Annotated in this window: 22 protein-coding genes; 16 read left to right on the forward strand and 6 right to left on the reverse strand. The window is 71.7% G+C overall.

Annotated elements, in window-relative coordinates; all coding sequences use genetic code 11:
* Window positions 1-64 precede the first annotated feature (64 nt).
* Together cysS and AB1673_03725 are read left to right on the forward strand one after the other, a co-directional pair.
* Window positions 65-1420 (forward strand): cysteine--tRNA ligase, encoded by a 1356-nt coding sequence (gene cysS / locus AB1673_03720; protein ID MEW6153087.1) that lies wholly within the window; start codon window positions 65-67, stop codon window positions 1418-1420.
* A 103-nt stretch (window positions 1421-1523) separates the two neighbouring features.
* Window positions 1524-1739, forward strand: a complete 216-nt coding sequence (locus AB1673_03725; protein ID MEW6153088.1) for a cold-shock protein — start codon at window positions 1524-1526, stop codon at window positions 1737-1739.
* On the opposite strand, the gene AB1673_03730 is transcribed toward AB1673_03725, so the two are convergent.
* Window positions 1736-1990, reverse strand: coding sequence for a hypothetical protein (locus AB1673_03730; protein ID MEW6153089.1), 255 nt, complete (start codon window positions 1988-1990; stop codon window positions 1736-1738). The genes AB1673_03725 and AB1673_03730 overlap by 4 nt on opposite strands.
* 36 nt (window positions 1991-2026) lie before the next feature.
* On the opposite strand from AB1673_03730, the gene folP reads away from it, so the two are divergent.
* Window positions 2027-2905, forward strand: coding sequence for a dihydropteroate synthase (folP, locus tag AB1673_03735; protein ID MEW6153090.1), 879 nt, complete (start codon window positions 2027-2029; stop codon window positions 2903-2905).
* Between the two features lie 273 nt (window positions 2906-3178).
* Here folP and AB1673_03740 read toward each other — a convergent pair whose 3' ends face one another.
* The 3 genes from AB1673_03740 to AB1673_03750 all read right to left on the reverse strand — a co-directional run bounded on the left by AB1673_03740 (window position 3179) and on the right by AB1673_03750 (window position 4826).
* A complete protein-coding gene (locus AB1673_03740) occupies window positions 3179-3604 on the reverse strand; it encodes a type II toxin-antitoxin system VapC family toxin (GenBank protein MEW6153091.1) in 426 nt (141 codons plus the stop codon).
* Window positions 3601-3846: a helix-turn-helix domain-containing protein gene (locus AB1673_03745; GenBank protein ID MEW6153092.1), complete on the reverse strand. Its 246-nt coding sequence runs from the start codon at window positions 3844-3846 to the stop codon at window positions 3601-3603. Before AB1673_03745 ends, AB1673_03740 begins: the two co-directional genes overlap by 4 nt.
* An 83-nt stretch (window positions 3847-3929) precedes the next feature.
* The gene (locus AB1673_03750; GenBank protein ID MEW6153093.1) at window positions 3930-4826 is read right to left on the reverse strand and encodes a class E sortase; all 897 of its coding nucleotides are present in this window, start codon (window positions 4824-4826) and stop codon (window positions 3930-3932) included.
* A gap of 92 nt (window positions 4827-4918) precedes the next feature.
* On the opposite strand from AB1673_03750, the gene ccmA reads away from it, so the two are divergent.
* The 13 genes from ccmA (at window position 4919) to AB1673_03815 (ending at window position 18548) form a co-directional block, all read left to right on the forward strand.
* Window positions 4919-5623, forward strand: a complete 705-nt coding sequence (gene ccmA, locus AB1673_03755; protein MEW6153094.1) for a heme ABC exporter ATP-binding protein CcmA — start codon at window positions 4919-4921, stop codon at window positions 5621-5623.
* The gene (locus tag AB1673_03760) at window positions 5613-6281 is read left to right on the forward strand and encodes a heme exporter protein CcmB (GenBank protein ID MEW6153095.1); all 669 of its coding nucleotides are present in this window, start codon (window positions 5613-5615) and stop codon (window positions 6279-6281) included. The genes ccmA and AB1673_03760 overlap by 11 nt, the downstream gene beginning before the upstream one ends.
* Window positions 6278-7075, forward strand: a complete 798-nt coding sequence (gene ccsA / locus AB1673_03765) for a cytochrome c biogenesis protein CcsA (GenBank protein ID MEW6153096.1) — start codon at window positions 6278-6280, stop codon at window positions 7073-7075. Before AB1673_03760 ends, ccsA begins: the two co-directional genes overlap by 4 nt.
* A gap of 25 nt (window positions 7076-7100) precedes the next feature.
* Window positions 7101-7244: a hypothetical protein gene (locus AB1673_03770; GenBank protein MEW6153097.1), complete on the forward strand. Its 144-nt coding sequence runs from the start codon at window positions 7101-7103 to the stop codon at window positions 7242-7244.
* Window positions 7241-7675 (forward strand): cytochrome c maturation protein CcmE, encoded by a 435-nt coding sequence (locus tag AB1673_03775; GenBank protein MEW6153098.1) that lies wholly within the window; start codon window positions 7241-7243, stop codon window positions 7673-7675. Before AB1673_03770 ends, AB1673_03775 begins: the two co-directional genes overlap by 4 nt.
* On the forward strand, window positions 7672-9765 hold the full coding sequence (locus AB1673_03780; protein ID MEW6153099.1) for a heme lyase CcmF/NrfE family subunit: 2094 nt from the start codon (window positions 7672-7674) through the stop codon (window positions 9763-9765). Before AB1673_03775 ends, AB1673_03780 begins: the two co-directional genes overlap by 4 nt.
* Window positions 9762-10226 (forward strand): cytochrome c-type biogenesis protein CcmH, encoded by a 465-nt coding sequence (locus AB1673_03785; GenBank protein ID MEW6153100.1) that lies wholly within the window; start codon window positions 9762-9764, stop codon window positions 10224-10226. The genes AB1673_03780 and AB1673_03785 overlap by 4 nt, the downstream gene beginning before the upstream one ends.
* Window positions 10223-10960: a hypothetical protein gene (locus AB1673_03790; protein ID MEW6153101.1), complete on the forward strand. Its 738-nt coding sequence runs from the start codon at window positions 10223-10225 to the stop codon at window positions 10958-10960. The genes AB1673_03785 and AB1673_03790 overlap by 4 nt, the downstream gene beginning before the upstream one ends.
* Before the next feature lie 15 nt (window positions 10961-10975).
* Window positions 10976-11224, forward strand: coding sequence for a GlsB/YeaQ/YmgE family stress response membrane protein (locus AB1673_03795; protein MEW6153102.1), 249 nt, complete (start codon window positions 10976-10978; stop codon window positions 11222-11224).
* A gap of 121 nt (window positions 11225-11345) precedes the next feature.
* On the forward strand, window positions 11346-13253 hold the full coding sequence (locus AB1673_03800) for a metallophosphoesterase (GenBank protein ID MEW6153103.1): 1908 nt from the start codon (window positions 11346-11348) through the stop codon (window positions 13251-13253).
* Entirely contained in the window at window positions 13250-15682 is a 2433-nt protein-coding gene (locus tag AB1673_03805; GenBank protein MEW6153104.1) for a GMC family oxidoreductase, read from the forward strand. Before AB1673_03800 ends, AB1673_03805 begins: the two co-directional genes overlap by 4 nt.
* Window positions 15683-15684: 2 nt before the next feature.
* Window positions 15685-17502, forward strand: coding sequence for a metallophosphoesterase (locus tag AB1673_03810; protein MEW6153105.1), 1818 nt, complete (start codon window positions 15685-15687; stop codon window positions 17500-17502).
* Window positions 17499-18548: an alpha/beta fold hydrolase gene (locus AB1673_03815; protein ID MEW6153106.1), complete on the forward strand. Its 1050-nt coding sequence runs from the start codon at window positions 17499-17501 to the stop codon at window positions 18546-18548. The genes AB1673_03810 and AB1673_03815 overlap by 4 nt, the downstream gene beginning before the upstream one ends.
* Here AB1673_03815 and AB1673_03820 read toward each other — a convergent pair.
* On the reverse strand, window positions 18541-19314 hold the full coding sequence (locus tag AB1673_03820) for a polyphosphate polymerase domain-containing protein (protein ID MEW6153107.1): 774 nt from the start codon (window positions 19312-19314) through the stop codon (window positions 18541-18543). The genes AB1673_03815 and AB1673_03820 overlap by 8 nt on opposite strands.
* The gene (locus tag AB1673_03825) at window positions 19311-19979 is read right to left on the reverse strand and encodes a DUF4956 domain-containing protein (GenBank protein ID MEW6153108.1); all 669 of its coding nucleotides are present in this window, start codon (window positions 19977-19979) and stop codon (window positions 19311-19313) included. The genes AB1673_03820 and AB1673_03825 overlap by 4 nt, the downstream gene beginning before the upstream one ends.
* Between the last annotated feature and the right edge of the window lie 96 nt (window positions 19980-20075).

A 20075-nucleotide genomic window follows, 5' to 3' on the forward strand; every position in this document is an offset into this window, starting at 1 on the left:
CCTGGCGCGCCGAGGGCCCTTATTCGCTCCGGGAGCGGGGAGGGGGCCGGTACGGTGACCGGCGATGGTGCGCTTGCACGACACCGCTCTGGGCCGGGTGGCCGAGATCGAGCCCCGCGACCGGGGCCGGGTGTCGATGTACGTGTGCGGGCCGACCGTCTACGGCGAGCCCCACCTGGGCCACGGGCGCTTCAGCCTGGTCTTCGACGTGCTGCGCCGCTACCTGGAGTGGACCGGCCTCGACGTCCACTACGTGTCCAACATCACCGACGTCGACGACAAGATCATCCGCCGGGCCAACGAAGAGGGGCGCACGTCCGAGGACGTGGCCGTGCAGTACGAGGCGGTCTGGTACGACGCCATGGACCGCCTGGGTGTGCGCCGCCCCGACGACGACCCCCACGCCACCGCCTACGTCGACCACATGGTCGACCTGGTCGACGCCCTGGTGCGCTCCGGGTCGGCCTACACCACCGCCGACGGGGTCTACCTGGAGGTCGACCGGGTGCCGGGCTACGGGCTGCTGGCCCGCCAGCCCCTCGACAGCCTGCGCTCGGGGGCTCGGGTCGAGGTGGGCGAGCACAAGCGCTCGCCCCTCGACTTCGCCCTCTGGAAGCTGGCCAAGCCGGGCGAGCCGACGTGGCCGTCGCCGTGGGGCCCGGGCCGCCCGGGCTGGCACACCGAGTGCGTGGTCATGTCCCTCGACCTGCTGGGCGAGGGGTTCGACATCCACGGCGGCGGCCAAGACCTGGCTTTTCCCCACCACGAGAACGAGCGGGCACAGGCCCTGGCCGCGGGGCGGCCGTTCGCCCGCCGGTGGGCGCACAACGGGTTCGTGGTCGACCCCGGGGGCGAGAAGATGAGCAAGTCGCTGGGCAACATCTCGACCCTGGGGGGCCTGATCGAGGCCGCCGACCCCCGGGCCTACCGGCTAGTCGTGCTCCAGTCGCACTGGCGGGCGCCCGTGGAGGTGACCCCCCAGGTCGTCACCCAGGCGGCCAACACCCTGGGCGGCCTCGACGACTTCGCCCGCCGCACCGCCGGGCTGCCGGGGGCGGCCCCCGACCGCGACGCCCTCGACCGGTTCCGGGCCCGCATGGACGACGATCTCGACACGCCGGGGGCGGTGGCCGTCCTGTTCGACACCGTGCGGGCCGCCAACCGGGCCATCGACGCCGGTGCCCCTGCTAGCGCGTCGGCCCTGGCCGCGGCGGTCGACGAGATGGCGCGGGCCGTCGGCCTGCCCATGGCCGCGACGGCCGACGTACCACCCGAGATCGAGGCGCTGGTTAACCAGCGCGAGCAGGCCCGCCAGGCCCGGGACTTCGCGGCGGCCGATGCCCTCCGGGCCCGCCTGGGCGCCCTTGGGTGGGCCGTGGAGGACACTGCCGAAGGGCCGCGCGCCCACCGGAGCGAGTAGGGGTGCGTGCTAGTGTCGGCCCCCTCATGGGGGCCCAGCCGGTCTGACCGGGCGCGTCCCCCGTGGGGTTGGTGGAAGGTCCTGACGAAGGGGGATCGCCGACGTGGCGACGACCGTGACGGGTACTGTCAAGTGGTTCAACGCAGAGAAGGGCTTCGGGTTCATCGCCCAGCCTGACGGTGGTGGCGACGTCTTCGTCCACCACTCTGCGATCGAGATGACCGGCTACCGCACCCTCGAGGAGGGCCAGCCGGTCGAGTTCGAGGTCCAGAATGGGCCCAAGGGCCTGATGGCCACCAACGTGAAGCCGATCCGCTAGCCCTGGTCAGCTAGCCCGGGCCGCCGTGGGTCCTCCCGTTCGGCGGCCCGCACGCCGTAGCCGATCACGATCGAAGGGGCCAGCACGGCCGACCCCACGGCCAAGGCAGCCACCACGGTCGTCACCAGCCCGCTCGGGAACCCGCCCGCCAGCGCCACGAAGAAGGCGACGACGGCCACGCCGAACAAGCCATAGCCGACCCGCTTGCCGGTGGCCGCCGCCTTGGCCATACGGGCGCGCTGGGCCCGCACCGGGTCGGCTGGGCCGCCCGTTACCATTCGGCCCCGGTGCTGACCCTGCGTGACCTCGACCTGAGCCTGTCGCGCCCGCTCCTGATGGGTGTGGTCAACGCCAACCCCGACTCGTTCTCAGACCCCGGCCCCCGCACCCCCGAGTCGGTGGTCGAACGGGCCTGCGCCCTGGTGGCCGAGGGGGCAGCCATCGTCGATGTGGGCGCCCAGTCGGCCATCACCGGGCGGGGACCGGTGGACGCCGGCACCGAGGCCGCGCTGGTGGCGCCCGCCGTGGAGGCCATCGTGGCCCGGTGCCCGGGGACGGCCGTGTCGGTGGACGCGTACAAGCCGGCGGTCGTAGAAGCGGCTCTGGCCGCGGGGGCGCACTTGGTCAACGATGTATCCGGCCTCCGGGACCGGGCTGTCGCCCGGATGTGCGCAGCCTACGGCGCCGGCTTGGTCGTCATGCACACCGCCGCTCCGCCCCTCACGCGCCTTCAGGACCCGTCGCTCTACTCCTCGGTGGCCGCCGAGGTGGCCGCCTTCCTGGCCGAGCGGGTCGAGGCGGCACTGGCCGACGGGGTGGGCCCCCGGTCGGTGGTGGTCGACCCGGGGGTGGACTTCACCAAGACCCCGGCCCAGACCGTCGCCCTGCTGCGGGACCTCGGCCCGGTGGTCGCCCTGGGCCGGCCCGTGCTGCTCGCCCTGAGCCGCAAGGACTTCGTGGGTGCCCTCACCGGCCGCCCCCCGGCCGAGCGAGGCCCAGGCACGCTGGGCGCAGTGGCCGCCCTGCGCTGGGTCCCCGGCCAGGTCCTGCGGGTGCACGACGTGGCCGCCACCGCCGAGCTGCTGGCCGTGCTCGACGCCGTCGGCGGCCCCGACGGCCCGCCTCCCGACCTGGCCCTGGCCGAGCACTTACGCCACCAACGGTAAGCGGTGGTGCTGGCACCCCCGCGCCAAGAGGCCGGCCACCACGGTTCCCCGGCGGGACCAACCGTTGTAGAACTGCCCGAGAAGGAGACGCCGGGGCGTTCCTGGCCCCCCACCCCGGGCGCCCCGGCCATCTCCTCGACCCCCCACCAGTGTGGCGCCACGACCGCACTGGCACGTCTGGGCGTGGCCCACTGCCGGGGTTGAGGGGCTCCCCATCGCCAGTCCGGGCCCGACTGGGTGCGGCTCCCGCTCGGTTCACTGGGATAGTGCGGCTCATTCCGACCCTGTCGAATGCTCCGGTGGGACGAGCTCGTCGGGTGTGACCACCGTGATCAACCGGGAGGCGCCACGGCGCAGGCGCTCGTCTCTGGACATGAGGTCGATTCCCAGGGCGCGGGCCAGAGCCACGTACTCGGCGTCGTAGGTCTTCGCCCAGCCAAGCAACCTCGCTACGTCACGGGCATCCCGGTACAGGCCCTCGTCCGCCCGCCGGCGGATGGGCGAAGCCAGCAGCCGATCGAACGCCGTCTGCGCGAGGGCAGGGGTCAGGTCGCCTCGCCACCTCATTTCGTTCAACACCGACGTGACCTCGGACCAGAGAAGCGCGGGCGATACCAGTTCGAACTTGGCGAACGGCTCAATGCCCCGTTCTGACGCAAGGAGGTAAAGCGCGGCGCTGGCGTCGATGACCAGCGTCACCGGCCAGAACGAGACCGGTGCAATGCGGCCAGGAAGTTGGGCATCGGCTCGCCCGTGACTGTCGTGACGTCATGTCCGGATGGAATGAGCTCCGGAGTGGCAACGACCTCCTCGAGCGCCCGCTCGTCGACCAAGTGCTGAGTTCCGACGCGTTCAGCCGGCAGCCTGCCCTCCCGGATCCAGCGGCGGATCGTCTCGGGGTTCCGTCCAACTCTCTTGGCAGCCTCAGGAACCGTCAACACGGTTGTAGTCTACTACAACACCGCCGGCTCCACCCGCAGTCAAAGCGCGCGTCGAACAATGCATCGGACGCGGTTCCGCCCGGTTAGACGTTGGCAGGGAGGAGGCGGGCGACGTTCTCGTAGAAGACGAACAGCACGACCAGGAAGGGGACGGCGGTGAGGGCGTAGGCCGGCCAGCGGCGCCAGGACCGGCCCAGGAGCCAGCCGCCCAGCCAGATGGCGGCCGCGAATGCGCCCCACATGACGGCCGGGGTACGGCTGACGGCCGCGCCCGAGAGGCCTCCGCCCAGGTCGGCCCGCACGGGCACGGCGTCGTCGGGGACGGCCGCCGGCGGCGCCCGGGGGGCGGCTTCGACGGGGGCCGTGACGAGCGAGGCGATCACGATGAGGCGCTGGGCGGCGCTGAAGCGGGGATGGCAGGTGGTGAGCGTGAGGCGGTCATCGGGGGTGTCGTCGAGCACCCACACACCCTCCTCGGGGTCGACGATGATCCACTCCTTGACGTCGTACTGGAAGCGGCCGGCGGCCGTGGTCACGAAGATGGGGTCGCCCGGTTCGAGCTCGTCCACCCGGTAGAACGGTGCCCCGTAGGTCGTGCGGTGGCCGGCGATGGCCGAGTTGCCGGGCTCGCCCGGCATGGGGGTGCCCGGGTAGTGCCCGGGGCCGGCCTTGAGGTCCTCGACCCCCACCCCTTCGACCACGTACTTCTTGACGTCGATCTTGGGGATCTCGATCTGCGCGACCGAGTCCCCGAGGCTGATGGGGGGCAGGGTGGTCGTGGTGGCCGGGCCCCCGCTGGGTGGGGGGATGGTCGGCACCGACGTCAGCAGGCGCTCCTGGAAGCGCTTCTCCAGCTCCCGCTGGCCCCGGGCCTCGGCCACCCCGGTGCCCCAGAGCTGGTACCCGACGAACAGGAAGAGCAGGATCCCGACGCAGATCAGCGCCTTGCCGAAGCCCCGGATCACCTTGCGCACGCCCATCCCGACCCCGAAGGCTAGGGGATCGCGATTGGCTGGTTGGCGCGCGCTTGGACCGTAATGCGGGTGCCCCGGTAGCTTGGAGCAGGTCCGCAATGCCACCCCTCGTCGTCCGTTTCCGTGCTGCGGTTTCCCTTCTCGGCCGGTTCCCCGCCCTCGCCGGCGTCGACCTCGACGTGGCTGCCGGGGAGATCGTGCTGCTCCAGGGCCCGAACGGCGCGGGCAAGTCCACCCTGCTGCGGGCGTGTGCCGGCCTGGTCGGGATCTCCTCGGGCGAGGCCGAGGTGCTGGGCCACGACCTGCGCAGCGACCGCCGGGCCGTCCGCCGCCGCGTCGGCCTGCTGGGCCACGCCACCTTCCTCTACGACGAGCTCACCGTGGAGGACAACCTGCGCTTCTCGGCCCGGGCCGCGGGGGCCACGGTGGACGACGCCGCTGTGGCCATGGAGCGCCTCGGGCTGGCTGGCCGGCTCCGTGACCTGCCCGTCTCCAAGCTGTCGGCCGGCCAGCGCCGGCGGGTGGCCGTGGCCGCCGTGCTGGCCCGGCGCCCCGAGCTGTGGCTGCTCGACGAACCCCACGCCGGCCTCGACGCCGCCGGCCGTGAACTGCTCGACGGCCTGGTCCGCGAGGCGGCCGAGGCGGGCTCGACGGTGCTGATGGCGTCCCACGAGCTCGACCGGGCCACCGCCCTGGCCCACCGCCGGGTGACGGTCGTGGGTGGCCGGGTCAACGCCGGCCTGCTCCCGCCGGCTGCGGCCGCCCCCGCCGCCCCCGATCAGGAGGCCGCCAATGTTCCGTGACGCCTTGTTGGTCGCAGGCAAGGACCTGCGGATCGAGATGAAGTCGAAGGTGGCCACCAACCAGGTGCTGCCGTTCTCGTTCCTCGTCCTGGTGATGTTCGCCTTTGCCCTCGACGCCGACCGGGGCCTGCTGTCGGGGGTGGCGGCCGGGCTGTTCTGGGTGACGGTGCTCTTCTCGGGGCTGCTCGCCATCGCCCGCTCGTTCGCCATCGAAGCCGGAGACGACGCCCGCGACGCCCTGCGCCTGTCCGGCCTCGACGGGGCCGGGATCTTCCTGGGCAAGGCGGGGGCGGTGGCCGTGCAGCTCCTGGCCCTGGAGGTCGTCCTGGCCGTGGGGGCGGTCGTGCTCTACGACGTGTCCCTACGGGGGGCCGGCCTGCTGGTGGTCACCTGCCTGCTGGCCACGGGTGGCATCGCCGCCGCGGGCACGATCTACGGGGCGGTGGCTGCCGGCCTGCGGGTCCGTGAGACACTGTTGCCTCTGCTGTTGCTGCCCGTGCTCGCGCCCGTCCTGCTGGCGGCAGCCCGGGCCTCGGAGGCTGCTCTCGACGTCACGACGGCCGACGGGTGGCCGTGGGTCAGGCTCCTGGCGGTCTTCACGGCGGCTTACGTGGCCTTCGGCGTCGTCGCCTTCGGCCCTCTCCTGGAGGAATCTTGAGCACCGTCGGTACCCGTGCCCTCGGATGGATGGCCGGCGTCATGCTGGCCCTGGTCGCCGTTCTGGGCCTGGTGGTCACACCGCCCGATGTCGTGCAGCGCGACGCCGTGCGCCTGCTCTACATCCACGTGCCCACGGCCTGGCTGGCCATGTACCTCTCGTTCGGGGTCACCACCGTGGCCAGCGCCCTCTACCTGTGGAAGCGCACCCGCCGGCCTTTCTGGGACACGCTGGCCGGCGCCTCGGCCGAGATCGGCCTCGTCTTCATCGGCCTGACGCTGGTCACGGGCTCGATCTGGGGCCGCACCACCTGGGGCGTGTGGTGGACGTGGGACGCCCGCCTCACCAGCACGGCTGTCCTGTTCGTGACCTACCTCGGTTACCTGGCCGTCAGGCGCATCCCCGGCGACCCCCTGGTGCGCAGCCGCCGAGCGGCCATCGTGGCCTTGGCCGCCTTTCTCAACGTCCCCCTGGTCCACCAGTCGGTCGAGTGGTGGCGCACTCTCCACCAGCCGGCTTCGATCCTCGACCAGCGCCGCCTGGGCGACCCCCAGATCCAGGGTTCGATGCTGGCCACCCTGCTGCTGGCCGTGCTGGCCTTCACGCTCCTCTACGGTTGGCTGCTGGTCCATCGGTTCCGGCTGGCCTCCACCGAGGAACAGGTGGAATCGGCCCAGCTCGACGAGGCCCTGGCCGAACGGCGGGCCGAGGCCAACGCGGCCGACGCCGGACCGGGAGCCGGCGACCTGGGTGCCAGCCAGCTGGACGCGCCCGTGGGGGAGCGGTCGTCATGACCGGCCCGGGAGGAGGGCCCAACCAGTGACCCACGCGGCTTACGTCTACGCCGGTTACATCGTCACGGCCGGCACCCTGGGGGCTTACGCCGCCTGGGTGATCGCCAAGACCCGGCGCGCCCGGCGCTACACCACGGGCGGGGACCGGTCCGGGAGCCCGCCCCGGTGAGCGCGGCGGCCCGCAGCACCAAGAGGCTGTGGCTGGCCGGCGCGGTGGTGGCCGTGGCCCTGGGGTTCCTGCTCGTGCAGGGACTGGGCAACGCCACGTTGTACTTCCGCACGGCCGACGAGGCCGTGGCCCAGCGCGACAGCCTGGGTGAGCGGCGCTTCCGCCTCCAGGGCACGGTGGTGGCCGGGAGCGTGGACACCCGGGGCAACCAGGTGCTGTTCGACGTGACGGCCAACGACGTGACGGTGCCCATCGTCCACCAGGGTGACCCGCCCGAGCTGTTCCAGCCGGGCATCCCCGTCGTGCTCGAAGGCCGCTTTCAAGGTGAGCACTTCGCCAGCGACCGGATCCTGGTCAAGCACACCGAGACCTATGTGGCCGACAACCCGGCCCGGGTGACCTCCTCCTCGGTCCCCTTCCCCGACCGGTGAGCGCCGTCGCCGGGGCGGGGGCCGTGGCCCTGGCCCTGGCCTCGTCGGTGCTGGGCATGGTGACGCTGGCCATCGGCCTGCGCCGCAACGACGCCCGCCTGCTGCGGGGGGCGCAGCGCTACGTGTGGATGGTGCTGGCCGGGGCCGTTCTGGCCACCTTGGCCATGCAGTACGCCCTGCTCACCCACGACTTCTCCCTGCAGTACGTGGCCGACAACGGCAGCCGGGCCACCCCGCTGCTCTACCAGGTCACCACCATGTGGTCGGCCCTCGAGGGTTCGATCCTGCTGTGGGGGTTGGTGCTGGCCGGTTACCTGGCGGTCATGGCCCACCGCTTCCGCGACCGGGCAGCCGACCCCATGGTGGCCTGGGCCACGCTGTTCGGCCTGGCCGTGGCCGTCTTCTTCTTCGCCCTCATGGCCGGCCCCGCCAACCCCTTCCAGGTGGTGGCCGGCGAGGTGCCCCTCGACGGCCCCGGTCCCAACCCCCTGTTGCAGAACCACCCCCTGGTCGCCTTCCACCCGCCCATGCTCTACCTGGGTTACGTGGGTTTCACCGTGCCCTTCGCCTTGGCCCTGGCCGCCCTGGCCACGGGCCGCATGGGTGAGGGCTGGCTGGTCGAGGCCCGGCGCTGGACGCTGTTCGCCTGGGGCTTTCTCACGGCCGGCATCATCCTGGGCGCGTGGTGGTCCTACGAGGTGCTGGGGTGGGGCGGCTACTGGGCGTGGGACCCGGTCGAGAACGCTTCCCTGCTCCCGTGGCTGACGGCCACCGCCTACCTGCACTCGGTGATGGTCCAGGAACGGCGGGGCATGTTGCGGGTCTGGAACCTGTCGTTGCTGGTGGCCACCTTCTCGCTCACGATCCTGGGCACGTTCCTCACCCGTTCGGGGGTCCTCGAGTCGGTCCACGCCTTCACCGAGTCACCCATCGGGCCGTGGATCCTGGCCTTCTTCGGGGTGGTCGTGGCCGTGTCGATCGGGCTCATCGGCTGGCGGGGCGACCGCCTGCGCTCGCCCGGGGCCATCGACTCGCCCATCTCCCGCGAGGGCGCCTTCTTGGCCAACAACCTCGGCTTCGCGGCGTTCACGTTCGTCGTGCTGCTGGGGACGGTCTTCCCGCTGCTGGCCGAGGCCGTCAACGGTGAACTGCTGTCGGTGGGCTCGCCTTACTTCAACCGCATGACCGCCCCCATAGGGCTCACCCTGCTGTTCCTGATGGCGGTGGCCCCCGTGCTCCCGTGGCGCAAGGCCTCGGGGGAGGTGCTGCACCACCGCCTGGTGGCGCCCGCGTGGACGGCGACGGCCGTCGTGGTCGTGTGCGTGGCCGCCGGGGTGAGGGGCCTGGGCCCCCTGGCCGCCTTCGGCCTGGGGACTTTCGCGGGCACGACGGCCGTGCGCCAGCTCGGTCTGGCCGTGCGGGCCGCCCGCCGCCAGGGGACGCGGCTGGGCCGGGCCTTCATCGGCCGCACCAACGGGGGCATGATCGTCCACCTGGGGGTGGTGGTCATAGGCATCGCCTTCGCGGCCAGCTCGTCCTACGGCGAGAGCCGCCAGTTCCGGCTGGCCCCCGGCCAGTCGGCCACGCTGTCGGGTTACACCCTGACCTACCTGGGCCTGCAGACCGTCGAGCGGGCCAACCACACCAGCACCCAGGCCCGTGTCCAGATCGACGGGGGCAAGGTCTACGCCCCCAGCCTCAACCAGTACCCGTTCGCCACCCAGGCCATCGGTACCCCGTCGGTGCGCAATGGCCTGCGCGAGGACGTCTACCTCACCCTGGTGGCTGCCCCCGACGACCCCGCGAGCCCGGCCGTGATCGGCGTGAGGGTGCAGCCCCTGGTCGTGTGGCTGTGGATCGGCGGGGGGATCATGGCCCTGGGCACCCTGCTGGCGGCCTGGCCCGCGGGCCGCCGCCGGCGCCTGGAGGTGGCCGAAGGCCCGACCGAGGTCGACCCCGAACCCGCCCTGGCGGCGGGCACGGTCGAGCCCGCGACGGCCACAGCCGGCCCAGCGGCCGGGGGCGAGCCCGAAGCCCAGCCGGGGGCCGAACCCGCGGGGCCGGGGCGGCCGGCGGCGGTGCCGCGGTGAGCGTCGGACGGCGCCGGGCGTTGGGCCTGTCGTGGGGGGCCATGGCCATGGTGCTGGTCGTCGCTCTGGCCGTGGGCAGCCAGGGAGGTTCGGCGCCCCCGACCGACGCCGAGCGGGCCCAGAGCATCTCCGAGGTTGTCCGTTGCCCGACCTGCCGCAGCCAGTCGATAGCGGACTCCGATGCCCCGGCCGCCCGCCAGGGCCGAGACGAGATCCTGCGCCTGGTGGGTGAGGGACTCTCCGACGCCGAGGTCAAGCAGTGGTTCGTCGACCGGTTCGGCACCGACATCCTGCTCGACCCCCCCAAGCGGGGGGTGAGCGCCCTGGTGTGGGCCCTGCCCGTCGTCTCGCTGGGGGCCGCCGCGGCTGGCCTGGTGGTCGCCTTCAAGCGGTGGCGGCCGGGGCACCGCCGGGTCAGCGACTCCGACCGGGCGCTCGTCGAGCGGGCGTTGGACCAGTGAGCGACCGGTCCGACCTGGAGGAGGAGCGCCAGTTCCTGCTGGAGTCGTTGCGTGACCTCGACCGCGAGCGCCAAGCGGGCGAGATCGACGAGGCCGACTACCAGTCCCTGCGCGACGACTACACCTCCCGGGCCGCCGAGGTGCTGCGCGCCCTCGAGGCCCACGGCGACCGGCCCGACGACCGGCCCGTTCGGGGCGCCACCCGCCACTCGACCTCCCGCCGGGCGTTGGCCCTGGGGCTGATCGCGGCCTTCGTACTGGTGGCCGGGGCCAGCGTCTTCATGGTGGCTGCCGACCGCCAGCCCGGTGCACCCATCACCGGGTCCCTGCCTGAGACGCCCGCCCAGAAGCTGGCCCTGGCCCACGAGCTGGAGGCCCGAGGCGAGGCCCTGGAGGCCCTCAAGCTCTACGACTCGGTCCTCGAGGAGGACCCGGCCAACGTCGAGGCCCTCACCTACCGGGGCTGGCTGCTCAAGCTGGCGGGCCTGGCCGACGAGGCCCAGGCGTCCTTCGAACGGGCGATGGCCATCGACCCCCGCTACCCGGACGTGCGCTTCTTCTACGGCATGCTGCTCTACCAGGACCGCGACGACCCGGCGGCGGCCGTCGTCGAGTTCGAGACCTTCCTGGCCTCGAGCCCCCCACCGGGCACGGCCGAGGCCGTCCAGGGTGTGCTCGACCGCGCCCGCTCCGATGCCGATGCCCGGTCGGCGACGACAACCACCGCCCCATAGGGCAAGACTGGCCGGATGGGATTCATATCTGTCCTCATCTCCACGGTCATCGTCGGGCTGGTCGTGGGCGCGCTGGGCCGGCTGGCTCTTCCCGGCCCCAACCCCATGACCATCGGCATGACGATCCTGGTGGGTATCGGAGGCGCCTTCGTCGGGGGTCTGGTGGCATCTCTTCTGGGAGCCGAGGCCGGGATCACCCTGATCCTGCAGGTGGCCGCGGCGGCGGGCATCGTCTACCTGATGGAGCGCCGCCGCCGGGCGTAGGGCCCGGGGGGCCGCTCACCCTCGGTGGCGAGCGTGGCTACGCTGGCCGGTGCCCTGACGGGGAACCAGCCGGTGTGGCCCGGGCGGGGACCGAGAGGTGGTTATGGAGCCTTCCGAGCAGTTGCGCCCCAGAGACCTGGCCATTCCCGCGGCCGTACCGCCCCCCCGGCCGCGCCACCTCGACGACCTCCGCTTCCGGCCCCAGCCCGCCACTCGGTGGTTCAGCCCGGGCGTGCTGGCCCAGTCGGGCCTGCGGGTGGCCCTGTCGGGGGCGTTCGGGCAGTTCCTCGACAAGCGCGAGCTCCAGGCGTCGGTGGAGGCCGGGCCCCTCTCGTTCGGGGTGGCGCCTACCCCCGCGCCCCACTCCGCGGCCGCGAGCGACGAGCTCTGGGTCGACTTCATCGCCGACACGGGCGACGGGTTCGGCGCCACCTACACGGTGGCCTGGCTCTCGGCCCAGCACGAGCTGCGTTTCCCGGGGGTCGACCAGCCGTTGCCCCGGGCCGACGTGGTGGTGCTGGGCGGGGACGAGGTCTACCCGGTGGGCGACGCCGAGACCTACGAGCAGCGCTTCGTGGGGCCGTTCCGGGCCGCCCTGCCGTGGACGTGGGAGCCCCACCCCGAGCTGTTCGCCCTGGCCGGCAACCACGACTGGTACGACGGGCTGACGGCCTTCATGCGGATCTTCTGCCAGCGCAAGTGGGTAGGGGGCCGCCAGACCCGCCAGACCCGGAGCTACTTCGCTGTCGAGCTGCCCCACCGTTGGTGGCTTTGGGGCATCGACATCCAGCTCGACTCCTACATCGACGAACCTCAGCTCCGCTACTTCGAGGACGCCGTCAAGCGCATGCGCCCCGGCGACCGGGTGGTCCTGTGCACGGCCGAGCCCAGTTGGCTAGACGCCAGCCCCAGCTCGCGGGGGCGCAAGAACCTGGCCTTCCTGGAGAACCGGCTGATCCGCCCTAGCGGGGCCCGGCTGATGCTCACCCTCTCGGGCGACCTCCACCACTACTCGCACTATGTGGGCGAGGACGCCTCGCACAAGGTCACGGCCGGCGGCGGCGGGGCCTTCCTGCACCCGACGCACACCCTGGCCCCCGAGATCGAGACCCAGATCGACCCGGCCGACGAGAAGACCCGGCGGCGCTTCACCCGCACGGCCTGTTACCCCGACCAGGTGACCAGCCGGCGGCTGGCGTGGGGGGCGGTCTCGCTGCCGGTGCGCAACCCGTCGTTCATGGTGGTGCCGGCCGTCGTCTACGTGCTGCTGGCGTGGTCGAGCCAGTTCTCCCTGCGGGCCTTCGGCGGGCCGGGCGAGCCTGGTGAGATAAGCCGGGCGGCGCCGGGCTACGGCTGGGTCGACGTGGTCTTGGGCCTCGTTCGCAACCCCCTCTCGATCCTGCTCGTCCTCGCCTTCGCGGGCGGGCTCATCGCCTTTGCCAAACCACCCAAGCGATGGCCCGACAACCCCCACCGGCTGGCCGCCAAGATCGTGATGGGCACCGTCCACCTGGCGCTGCATCTGGCCCTGGTGGTCGTGCTCGGCCTGCTGGCCGTCAAGGTGGCGTCGGCCCTGTTCGACCGGGGGGCGTGGTTCACGGCCACGCTGCTGGTGCTCATGGGCGCCTTCGGGGGCTTCTTCGGGGGGCTGGCCACGGGGCTCTACCTGGCCGTGGCCAACGCCGTGCCCGGCACCGACGCCCACTCCAACGAGGCCTTCTCGGCCATGCGCCTGACCAGCTACAAGAACTTCCTGCGGCTTCACTTCGACGCCGCGGGCGTTCTCCACGTCTACCCCGTCGGGGTACGCCGAGCCCATAAGGACTGGGTGCTCGACCCCGACAACGCCGACGCCGAGGCGCCCTGGCTGGCGCCCGACGGCGACCCCCCGGTCGCCCATCTCATCGAACGGCCGTTCTCGATCGACGGGCGAACGGGCGGGCCGGTGGTGCCTCCGCCCCGGGACGACGACCGCCAACCACAGGTCCTGCCGCTCAAGAAGCCAGGGTCGGGGAGTATGGAGACGTGAGCGACACCCACTTCGACACGATCGTGGTCGGTTCCGGGTTCGGCGGGTCGGTGACCGCCTACCGGCTGGCCGAGGCCGGCCAGCGGGTCTGCCTTCTGGAGCGGGGCAAGTCCTACCCGCCCGAGTCATTCGCCCGCCGGCCCCATGAGATGGCCCGCAATTTCTGGGACCCGAGCCGGGGCTACCAGGGCCTGTTCGACGTGTGGAGCTTCCGGGGGATCGAGGCCCTGATCGCCAGCGGTCTCGGCGGCGGATCGCTGATCTACGCCAACGTTCTGCTGCGCAAGGACGAGCGCTGGTTCGTGCACGAGAGCCCGGTGGGCAAGGGCTACGAGAACTGGCCCATCAGCCGGGCCGACCTCGACCCCCACTACGACGCCGTGGAGTCGATGATGGGCGCCACCCGCTTCCCCTTCGGCCAGCCCGGGTTCGACACCCACAAGACCCAGGCCCTGAAGGACGCGGCCGCCACGTTGGACCTGGAGTGGGCGCTCCCACCCCTGGCCGTTAGCTTCTCGCCCCGGCCCGGCGAACCTCCCGTCATCGCCGAGCCCGTGGCCCCGGCCCCCTACGGCAACGTCCACGGCAAGCTGCGCACCACGTGCCGGCTGTGCGGCGAGTGCGACCTGGGCTGCAACTACGGCAGCAAGAACACCCTCGACCACAACTACATCTCCGCCGCCTGCCACCACGGGGCCGAGGTCCGCACCCGCTCGGAGGTCAAGCGCATCGGCCGCCGGCCCGAGGGCGGTTACACGGTCAGCTACGTCGAGCACCGGCCCGATCGCGAGGGTGTGGCCACCGACACGTCCAAGCTGCCCCAGACCACGATCACCGCCGACCGGCTCGTGCTGAGCGCCGGCACCCTGGGCAGCCCCTACCTGCTGCTTCGCAACCGCTCGGCCTTTCCCAACCTGTCCAAGGCGCTGGGCAGCCGCTTCTGCGGCAACGGTGACCTGCTGAGCTTCGTCATCAACGCCACCGAGGAGGACGGCGGCCGCCGGGTGCCGCGCAACATCGAAGGCAGCCGGGGGCCGGTCATCACCAGCTATCTGCGGGTGCCCGACCAGGTCGACGGCGGGACCGGTCGGGGCTACTACGTGGAAGACGCCGGCTACCCGGCGTGGCTCGACTGGGTGGTCGAGACCGCCACCCTGCCCCGGACGGTCTCGAGGGTGGTCCGCTTCGCCGGCCGCCGGGTACTCCACCACCTGACCCGTAGCCCCCGCAGCGACCTCAGCGCCGAGATCGGGTACCTGGTGGGCCCGTGCACCCTGTCGTCCACCTCGATGCCCCTACTGGGCATGGGCCGAGACGTGCCCGACGGGGTCATGAAGCTGCGCCGGGGGTACCTCGACATCGACTGGTCGACCAAGACCTCCCAGGACTACTTCGAGCGGGTCCGGGGCACCATGGAAGGCATCGCCTCAGCTCTCGGTGCCGACTTCAAGGACAGCTTCTTGTGGTGGCTCAAGCGGGTCATCACCGTCCACCCCCTGGGCGGCTGCCCCATGGGCCGCCACGAGGGCGAGGGCGTGGTCGACCAGTGGGGCGAGGTCTTCGGTTACCCCGGCCTGTACGTGGCCGACGGGTCGGTGATGCCCGGCCCCGTCGGGCCCAACCCCTCGCTGACGATCGCCGCCTTCGCCGACCGCATGGCCACCCGCATCCTCGAGTCGGCCCCGCCCGCCCGCCGACCTGTCCACCCGCCCGTCCCGGTCCCGGTCCCCGAGCCGGAGCCGGCGCCTCCAGGCCCGGAGCCCGCCCCCGAGCCCGGCGACGGCGCGACCACCTCGTTGGAGTTCACCGAGGAGATGAAGGGCCACGTCACCTTCGGGGAGACCGACTTCGAAAAGGGCGCCAAGCAGGGCCGCAAGGACCGCAACTTCTTCATGTTCCGCCTGACGATCGTGCTTGATGACGTGAACGCCTTCCTGGCCGACCCCGACCGCCAGGCCCGGGCCGGGGGCTGGGTGTCGTGCGAGGCCCTGGGCGGCCGGCGGCCCGTAGACCGGGGCACCTTCAACCTGTTCGTCGACACCGAGGACCCCGACCTGAAGAAGATGCTCTACCGGCTGTGGTTCACCGACGGCAGCGGCCACCCCCTCACGATGACGGGGTTCAAGCTGGTCAAGGACGACCCCGGCTTCGACCTGTGGTCGGACACGACGACGCTCTACGTCCGGCTGCTGGCCGGCCACGTCGAGCCCGACGGCGACGGGGCCGCCGAGGTCGTGGCGTCGGGCATCATCACCATCTACCTGAAGGACTTCGCCCGCCAGCTCACCACCTTCCGCACCCGGGGCGGCAGCCTGTCCGACCGAGCCACCGCCCTGGCCCGCTTCGGCAAGCTGTTCCTGGGCGATCTGTGGGACGTGTACGGCGGGCGGGCCAGCGATAGCGCCGGCGACAGTGACGTGAGGGCCTAGCCATGTCCGAAGGTCCCCCGCCCCGCCCGCAGTCGATGGCGGACACCGAGATCGGCTTCGTGCCCCAGCCGATGGTGTGCTGGCTCTCGCCCAAGGGCCTGGCCACCACCGGGATGCAGGTGCTGCTGTCGGGGATCTTCGGCTCGTACTCCGACAAGCGCGAGCTACAGGCTGCCCTCCAGCGCTGCGACGCCTTCGACCACTCCGAGGGTGAGGAGATCTGGATCGACTACATCTCCGACCTGGGCGACGGCTTCGAGCCCACCTATCACATGGCCCACCTGCTGGCCCAGGAAGAGCTGGCGGTCGAGAGGGCCGACGGCGGCGACGAGGGGGAGGTCCGCCTGCCGGCGGGCGAGATCCTGGTCATGGGGGGCGACCAGGTCTACCCCACGGCGTCCAAGGTCGAGTACGAGAACCGGCTGATCGGGCCCTACCGGGCGGCGCTGCCGTGGAGCTACCGCGGGCGCCACCTCTATGCCATCCCCGGCAACCACGACTGGTACGACGGGCTGACCTCGTTCATCCGGGTGTTCTGCCAGAACGACTGGATCGGCGGATGGAAGACCGAGCAGCCCCGCAGCTACTTCGCCCTGCAGCTGCCGCACCGGTGGTGGCTGTGGGGCATCGACATCCAGTTCGACAACTACATCGACGAGCCCCAGCTCCGTTACTTCAGCGACATCGTGGGGTCTCGGCTCCAGCCCGGCGACTCGATAATCCTCTGTTCGGCCAAGCCGAGCTGGGTCAAATGCCAGCTTGACCAGCCGGAGGCCTTCGTCAACCTCGACTACTTCGCACGCAAGGTGATCAGCCGGCGCGGCGCCGAGGTGCGGCTCTACCTGACGGGCGACACCCACCACTACGCCCACTACGAGCCGGTGGACCACGACGGCCCTCACTTCTTCACCGCCGGCGGCGGCGGGGCCTACCTGTCGGCCACCCACCACCTGCCTGACGAGCTCGAGCTGCCGCCGCCCGCGTCGCGCGACCCGGGCAAGACGGCCCCCTCGTCCCGGTTCCGGCTCAAGGCTGCCTTTCCGGAGAAGAAGGCTTCCAGCCGGATGCGCAAGGGCGTGCTCGACCTCCCCATCCAGAACGTCAGCTTCTGGGCGCTGGTCGCGGCCCTGCACATCACCTTCGGCTGGCTGGTGGCCTCCACCCTGCGGGGCGGCGGGATCAGCATCGCCGACCGGCTCCAGGCCCTGTCGCTGCACGGCCTGGCTGACGTGTTGTTCCGCAGCACCCTGGGTGTCGGGGCGCTGATCCTCCTGGTCATAGGGCTGACCACCTTCACCCAGAAGGAATCCCCCCTGAAACGGTGGCTGCTGGGCGGGGCGCACGCCCTCGTCCAGTTCGCGGTGATCGTGGCCACCATGAGGGTGGCGTCGCTCCTGCTCGCCGACCTGGAGGGCGTGGCCTTCTGGGTGCCGTTCTTCGCCTTCATCGGCGTCATCGGCGGCTTCGTCGGCAGCCTGCTGACCGGCTTCTACCTCTACGTGGCCGACGGCTTCGGCTGCAACAGCAACGAGCTGTTCGCGGCCCAGCGCATCGTCGACTACAAGAACTTCCTGCGCCTGCGGGTCTCGGCCGAGGGCGTTACGGTCCACCCTGTCGGGGTCGACAAGACATGCCGGTCGTGGGCCGTGAAGACCGACGGCGAACGCCACCAGCCCTGGTTCGAGCCAGACGGCCCTTACCACCCGCCCCGGCTCATCGAGGAACCCGTACTCGTCCGGCCGGCGACGCCCCCCGGCACACCCCCGTCCCCGCCCCCGTCCCCGTCGGCTTCCTCGTCACAGGAGGCTTCGCACCCATGACCGACTCTTCGACCACAAGGGGCACGTCCCGCCCGCTGCGGCTGGGCGACCCCGAGGTCCACGCCGTCCGCACACCTGACAACGTCGAGCTGAGGCTCACCCGCCACAAGGGTGGGCCCAAGGGCCCGGTGATCCTGGCCCCCGGGTATGGGACCTCGACGCTGGCCCTGGCCACCCCCACGGTGGAGACCAACTTTCCCGAGTACCTCTACGAGCGGGGCTACGACGTGTGGCTGTTCGACTACCGGGCCAGCCCGGTGCTGCCCTCGGCCGCCACCCAGTACTCGGCCGACGAGATCGCCACCCACGACTGGCCCACGGCCGTGAAGGCGGTGATCGACGCCTCGGGGGCGGGCTCGGTGCAGGTCGGGGCCCACTGCATCGGCTCGATGACCCTCAACATGGCCCTGGCCGCGGGGATGAAGGGGGTGCGGTCGGCCATCAGCTCCCAGGTGGCCCTCCACCCCAAGGTGGTGCCCATGGTGCGGGCCAAGGCCGTGCTGCGACTGGCCACCCTGCTCAAGCTGGTGGGGGCCAAGACCCTGAGCAGCAACTACTCAGGGTCTGCGGGCCACCGGGCCATGGACCTGGCCATGCACCTGTGGCCCACCCACGAGCGCTGCGACAGCCCCGTGTGCCGGCGCATCCTCTTCCTCTACGGCGAGGTCTTCCGCCACGACTACCTCAACGACGAGACCCACGCCACCGTGCCCGAGATGTTCGGCATCGCCAACCTCACGTTCTTCGAGCACGTGAGCCGCATCTGCGCCGCCGGCCGGGTGGTCGACGCCCAGGGCGAGGACACCTACCTGTCCCACGTGGACAACATGGACCTGCCCATCACCTGGGTCCACGGGGAGCGCAACAACTTCTTCCCGCCCGTGGGCACCAAGATGACCTACGACCTGCTGAGCAAGGTAAACGGCCCCGACCTCTACCGGCGGGTCGTCGTGCCCGGCTACGCCCACATGGACTTCTTCATCGGCCGCGACGCCCACCGCGACATCTTCCCCCTCCTCCACGAAGACATGGAGCGGTTCAACTGAGGACGTGAACGGTGCGGGCCCAGCGGTTGGCCGGCAGCGACGGGAACAGGGCGGCGAGCCCGGTCGCGTACTTGCTGATCGCCACCGGCCGGCGACCCATCGCCCACAGCACCCGGTCGGCGGGGGATCGGCCCAGCGCCGACTTGGTTTCGACGACGACGGCGCCGGGGGCGGCCACTGACTCGCCACCGGGCGACCGGCACGTCAGGCCGGAGTCGATCGTGAGCCGGTAGCCGGCGTCGAGGTCCACGAGCGTCGCCCGCTGGTAGGTGGTCACCAGGGTCGGTCCCAGGGCGGCTGCCAACCCGGCCCCCACCGCGTGCTCGGACAGGAACGCCAAAGCCGCCGGCCCGAGCCGGTCCTTCTCCGCCGCCGGGTGTGGGGTGCGGTGCTTCACGGTTTCGCCCCTCCCGCCCGCCAACTTCACTTCGAGCACGCACGACCCGCTGTCGAGGTATGTCCGGGCTCGCACCTTGAACCGCCGGCGCCGGCCATGGGCCGCTCCCCGGTACGAGGCCAGGTCGGGGGTGTCGAAGTAGACCGACTCGTAGGAGAACGACCGCCGGCCGTCGATCTCGAGGGCGGCGACACCGCTGGGCAGGGCCGCCACCAGTTCCGCGACCTCGCCAGCGCATAGGACGTACTTGCGGTCGGTGCGGTCGAGCAACGGGGCCCCGGCCAGCACCTGGTCGAGCGTCACCGGACCGAGGGCGGCGGTGGCGGCCAGTACGGGCCCGGTGGCCGGTCCCGCAACGCTCGGGTTCACAACGACCGGGCCTGGTGGTGCGCAGGGGGGCCGTCGAGAGTGTCGAGGTTGTGCCGGCGGTCACGCCCGTGGAGGGAGCGCCCGGCCCGGGCCCCGCCGGCTGGGCTCTTCGTCCCGGTTGGCGCACGGAAGCGCACGTCTACCACGGTCAGGTCGCGAACCAGGTCGACGTGGGTCACGACCGCCCTCCGGACGGGCGCCCCGACCATGGCCTCGATCACGGCGACGACCTGGGCCTCGTCGGTGTAGGCCGAGTCGAGGGTCATCGTCTGGCGGCGCCACCGCTCGAGCACGCGAGGGTGGTCGGCGATGGTCACCGTCGCGACGACGAGGGTGATCAGGGCCGGGGCGACCCAACGGGGCTGGGGCCCGAAGCCGGCCACCAGGCCCATCGTGAGCGAGGCGAAGTAGTAGGCGACCTCCTCGTGGGCGATCTCCGACGACCGCAGGCGGATCAGCGACAGCACCCCGAACAGCCCGAGCCCGAGCCCGAGCCCGAACCCGACCTCGGCGGTGGCGAGCACCCCGGTGACGGCCACCACCCCGACGTTGAGGCCGACGAAGGCCAGAGGCATGTCCGGTCGCCGGTGGCGCCGGAAGTAGACCCCGTAGGCCAGCACGGTGATGGCCACCAGGTCGAAGGCGATGATGAGCGGGTCGAGCATCGTCGGCTTACCTCCTCGGTCGGGCACTTTCTAGGTGGCGGTCCTCGGAGTTCCCTATGAACGGGCCGGGAAGTTGCCGCTGACGGGGGTCTCATG

The organism is Actinomycetota bacterium (genome assembly GCA_040754375.1).
In the GTDB taxonomy this organism is placed as follows: domain Bacteria; phylum Actinomycetota; class Acidimicrobiia; order Acidimicrobiales; family AC-14; genus JBFMCT01.

Bases quoted from the DNA above. Each gene is read 5' to 3' on its own strand.
- AB1673_03810 (MEW6153105.1), top strand. From the start codon at position 15,685: ATGTCCGAAGGTCCCCCGCCCCGCCCGCAGTCGATGGCGGACACCGAG.
- AB1673_03815 (MEW6153106.1), top strand. From the start codon at position 17,499: ATGACCGACTCTTCGACCACAAGGGGCACGTCCCGCCCGCTGCGGCTG.
- AB1673_03795 (MEW6153102.1), top strand. From the start codon at position 10,976: ATGGGATTCATATCTGTCCTCATCTCCACGGTCATCGTCGGGCTGGTC.
- AB1673_03760 (MEW6153095.1), top strand. From the start codon at position 5,613: ATGTTCCGTGACGCCTTGTTGGTCGCAGGCAAGGACCTGCGGATCGAG.
- AB1673_03750 (MEW6153093.1), bottom strand. From the start codon at position 4,826: ATGGGCGTGCGCAAGGTGATCCGGGGCTTCGGCAAGGCGCTGATCTGC.
- cysS (MEW6153087.1), top strand. From the start codon at position 65: ATGGTGCGCTTGCACGACACCGCTCTGGGCCGGGTGGCCGAGATCGAG.
- AB1673_03825 (MEW6153108.1), bottom strand. From the start codon at position 19,979: ATGCTCGACCCGCTCATCATCGCCTTCGACCTGGTGGCCATCACCGTG.
- ccmA (MEW6153094.1), top strand. From the start codon at position 4,919: ATGCCACCCCTCGTCGTCCGTTTCCGTGCTGCGGTTTCCCTTCTCGGC.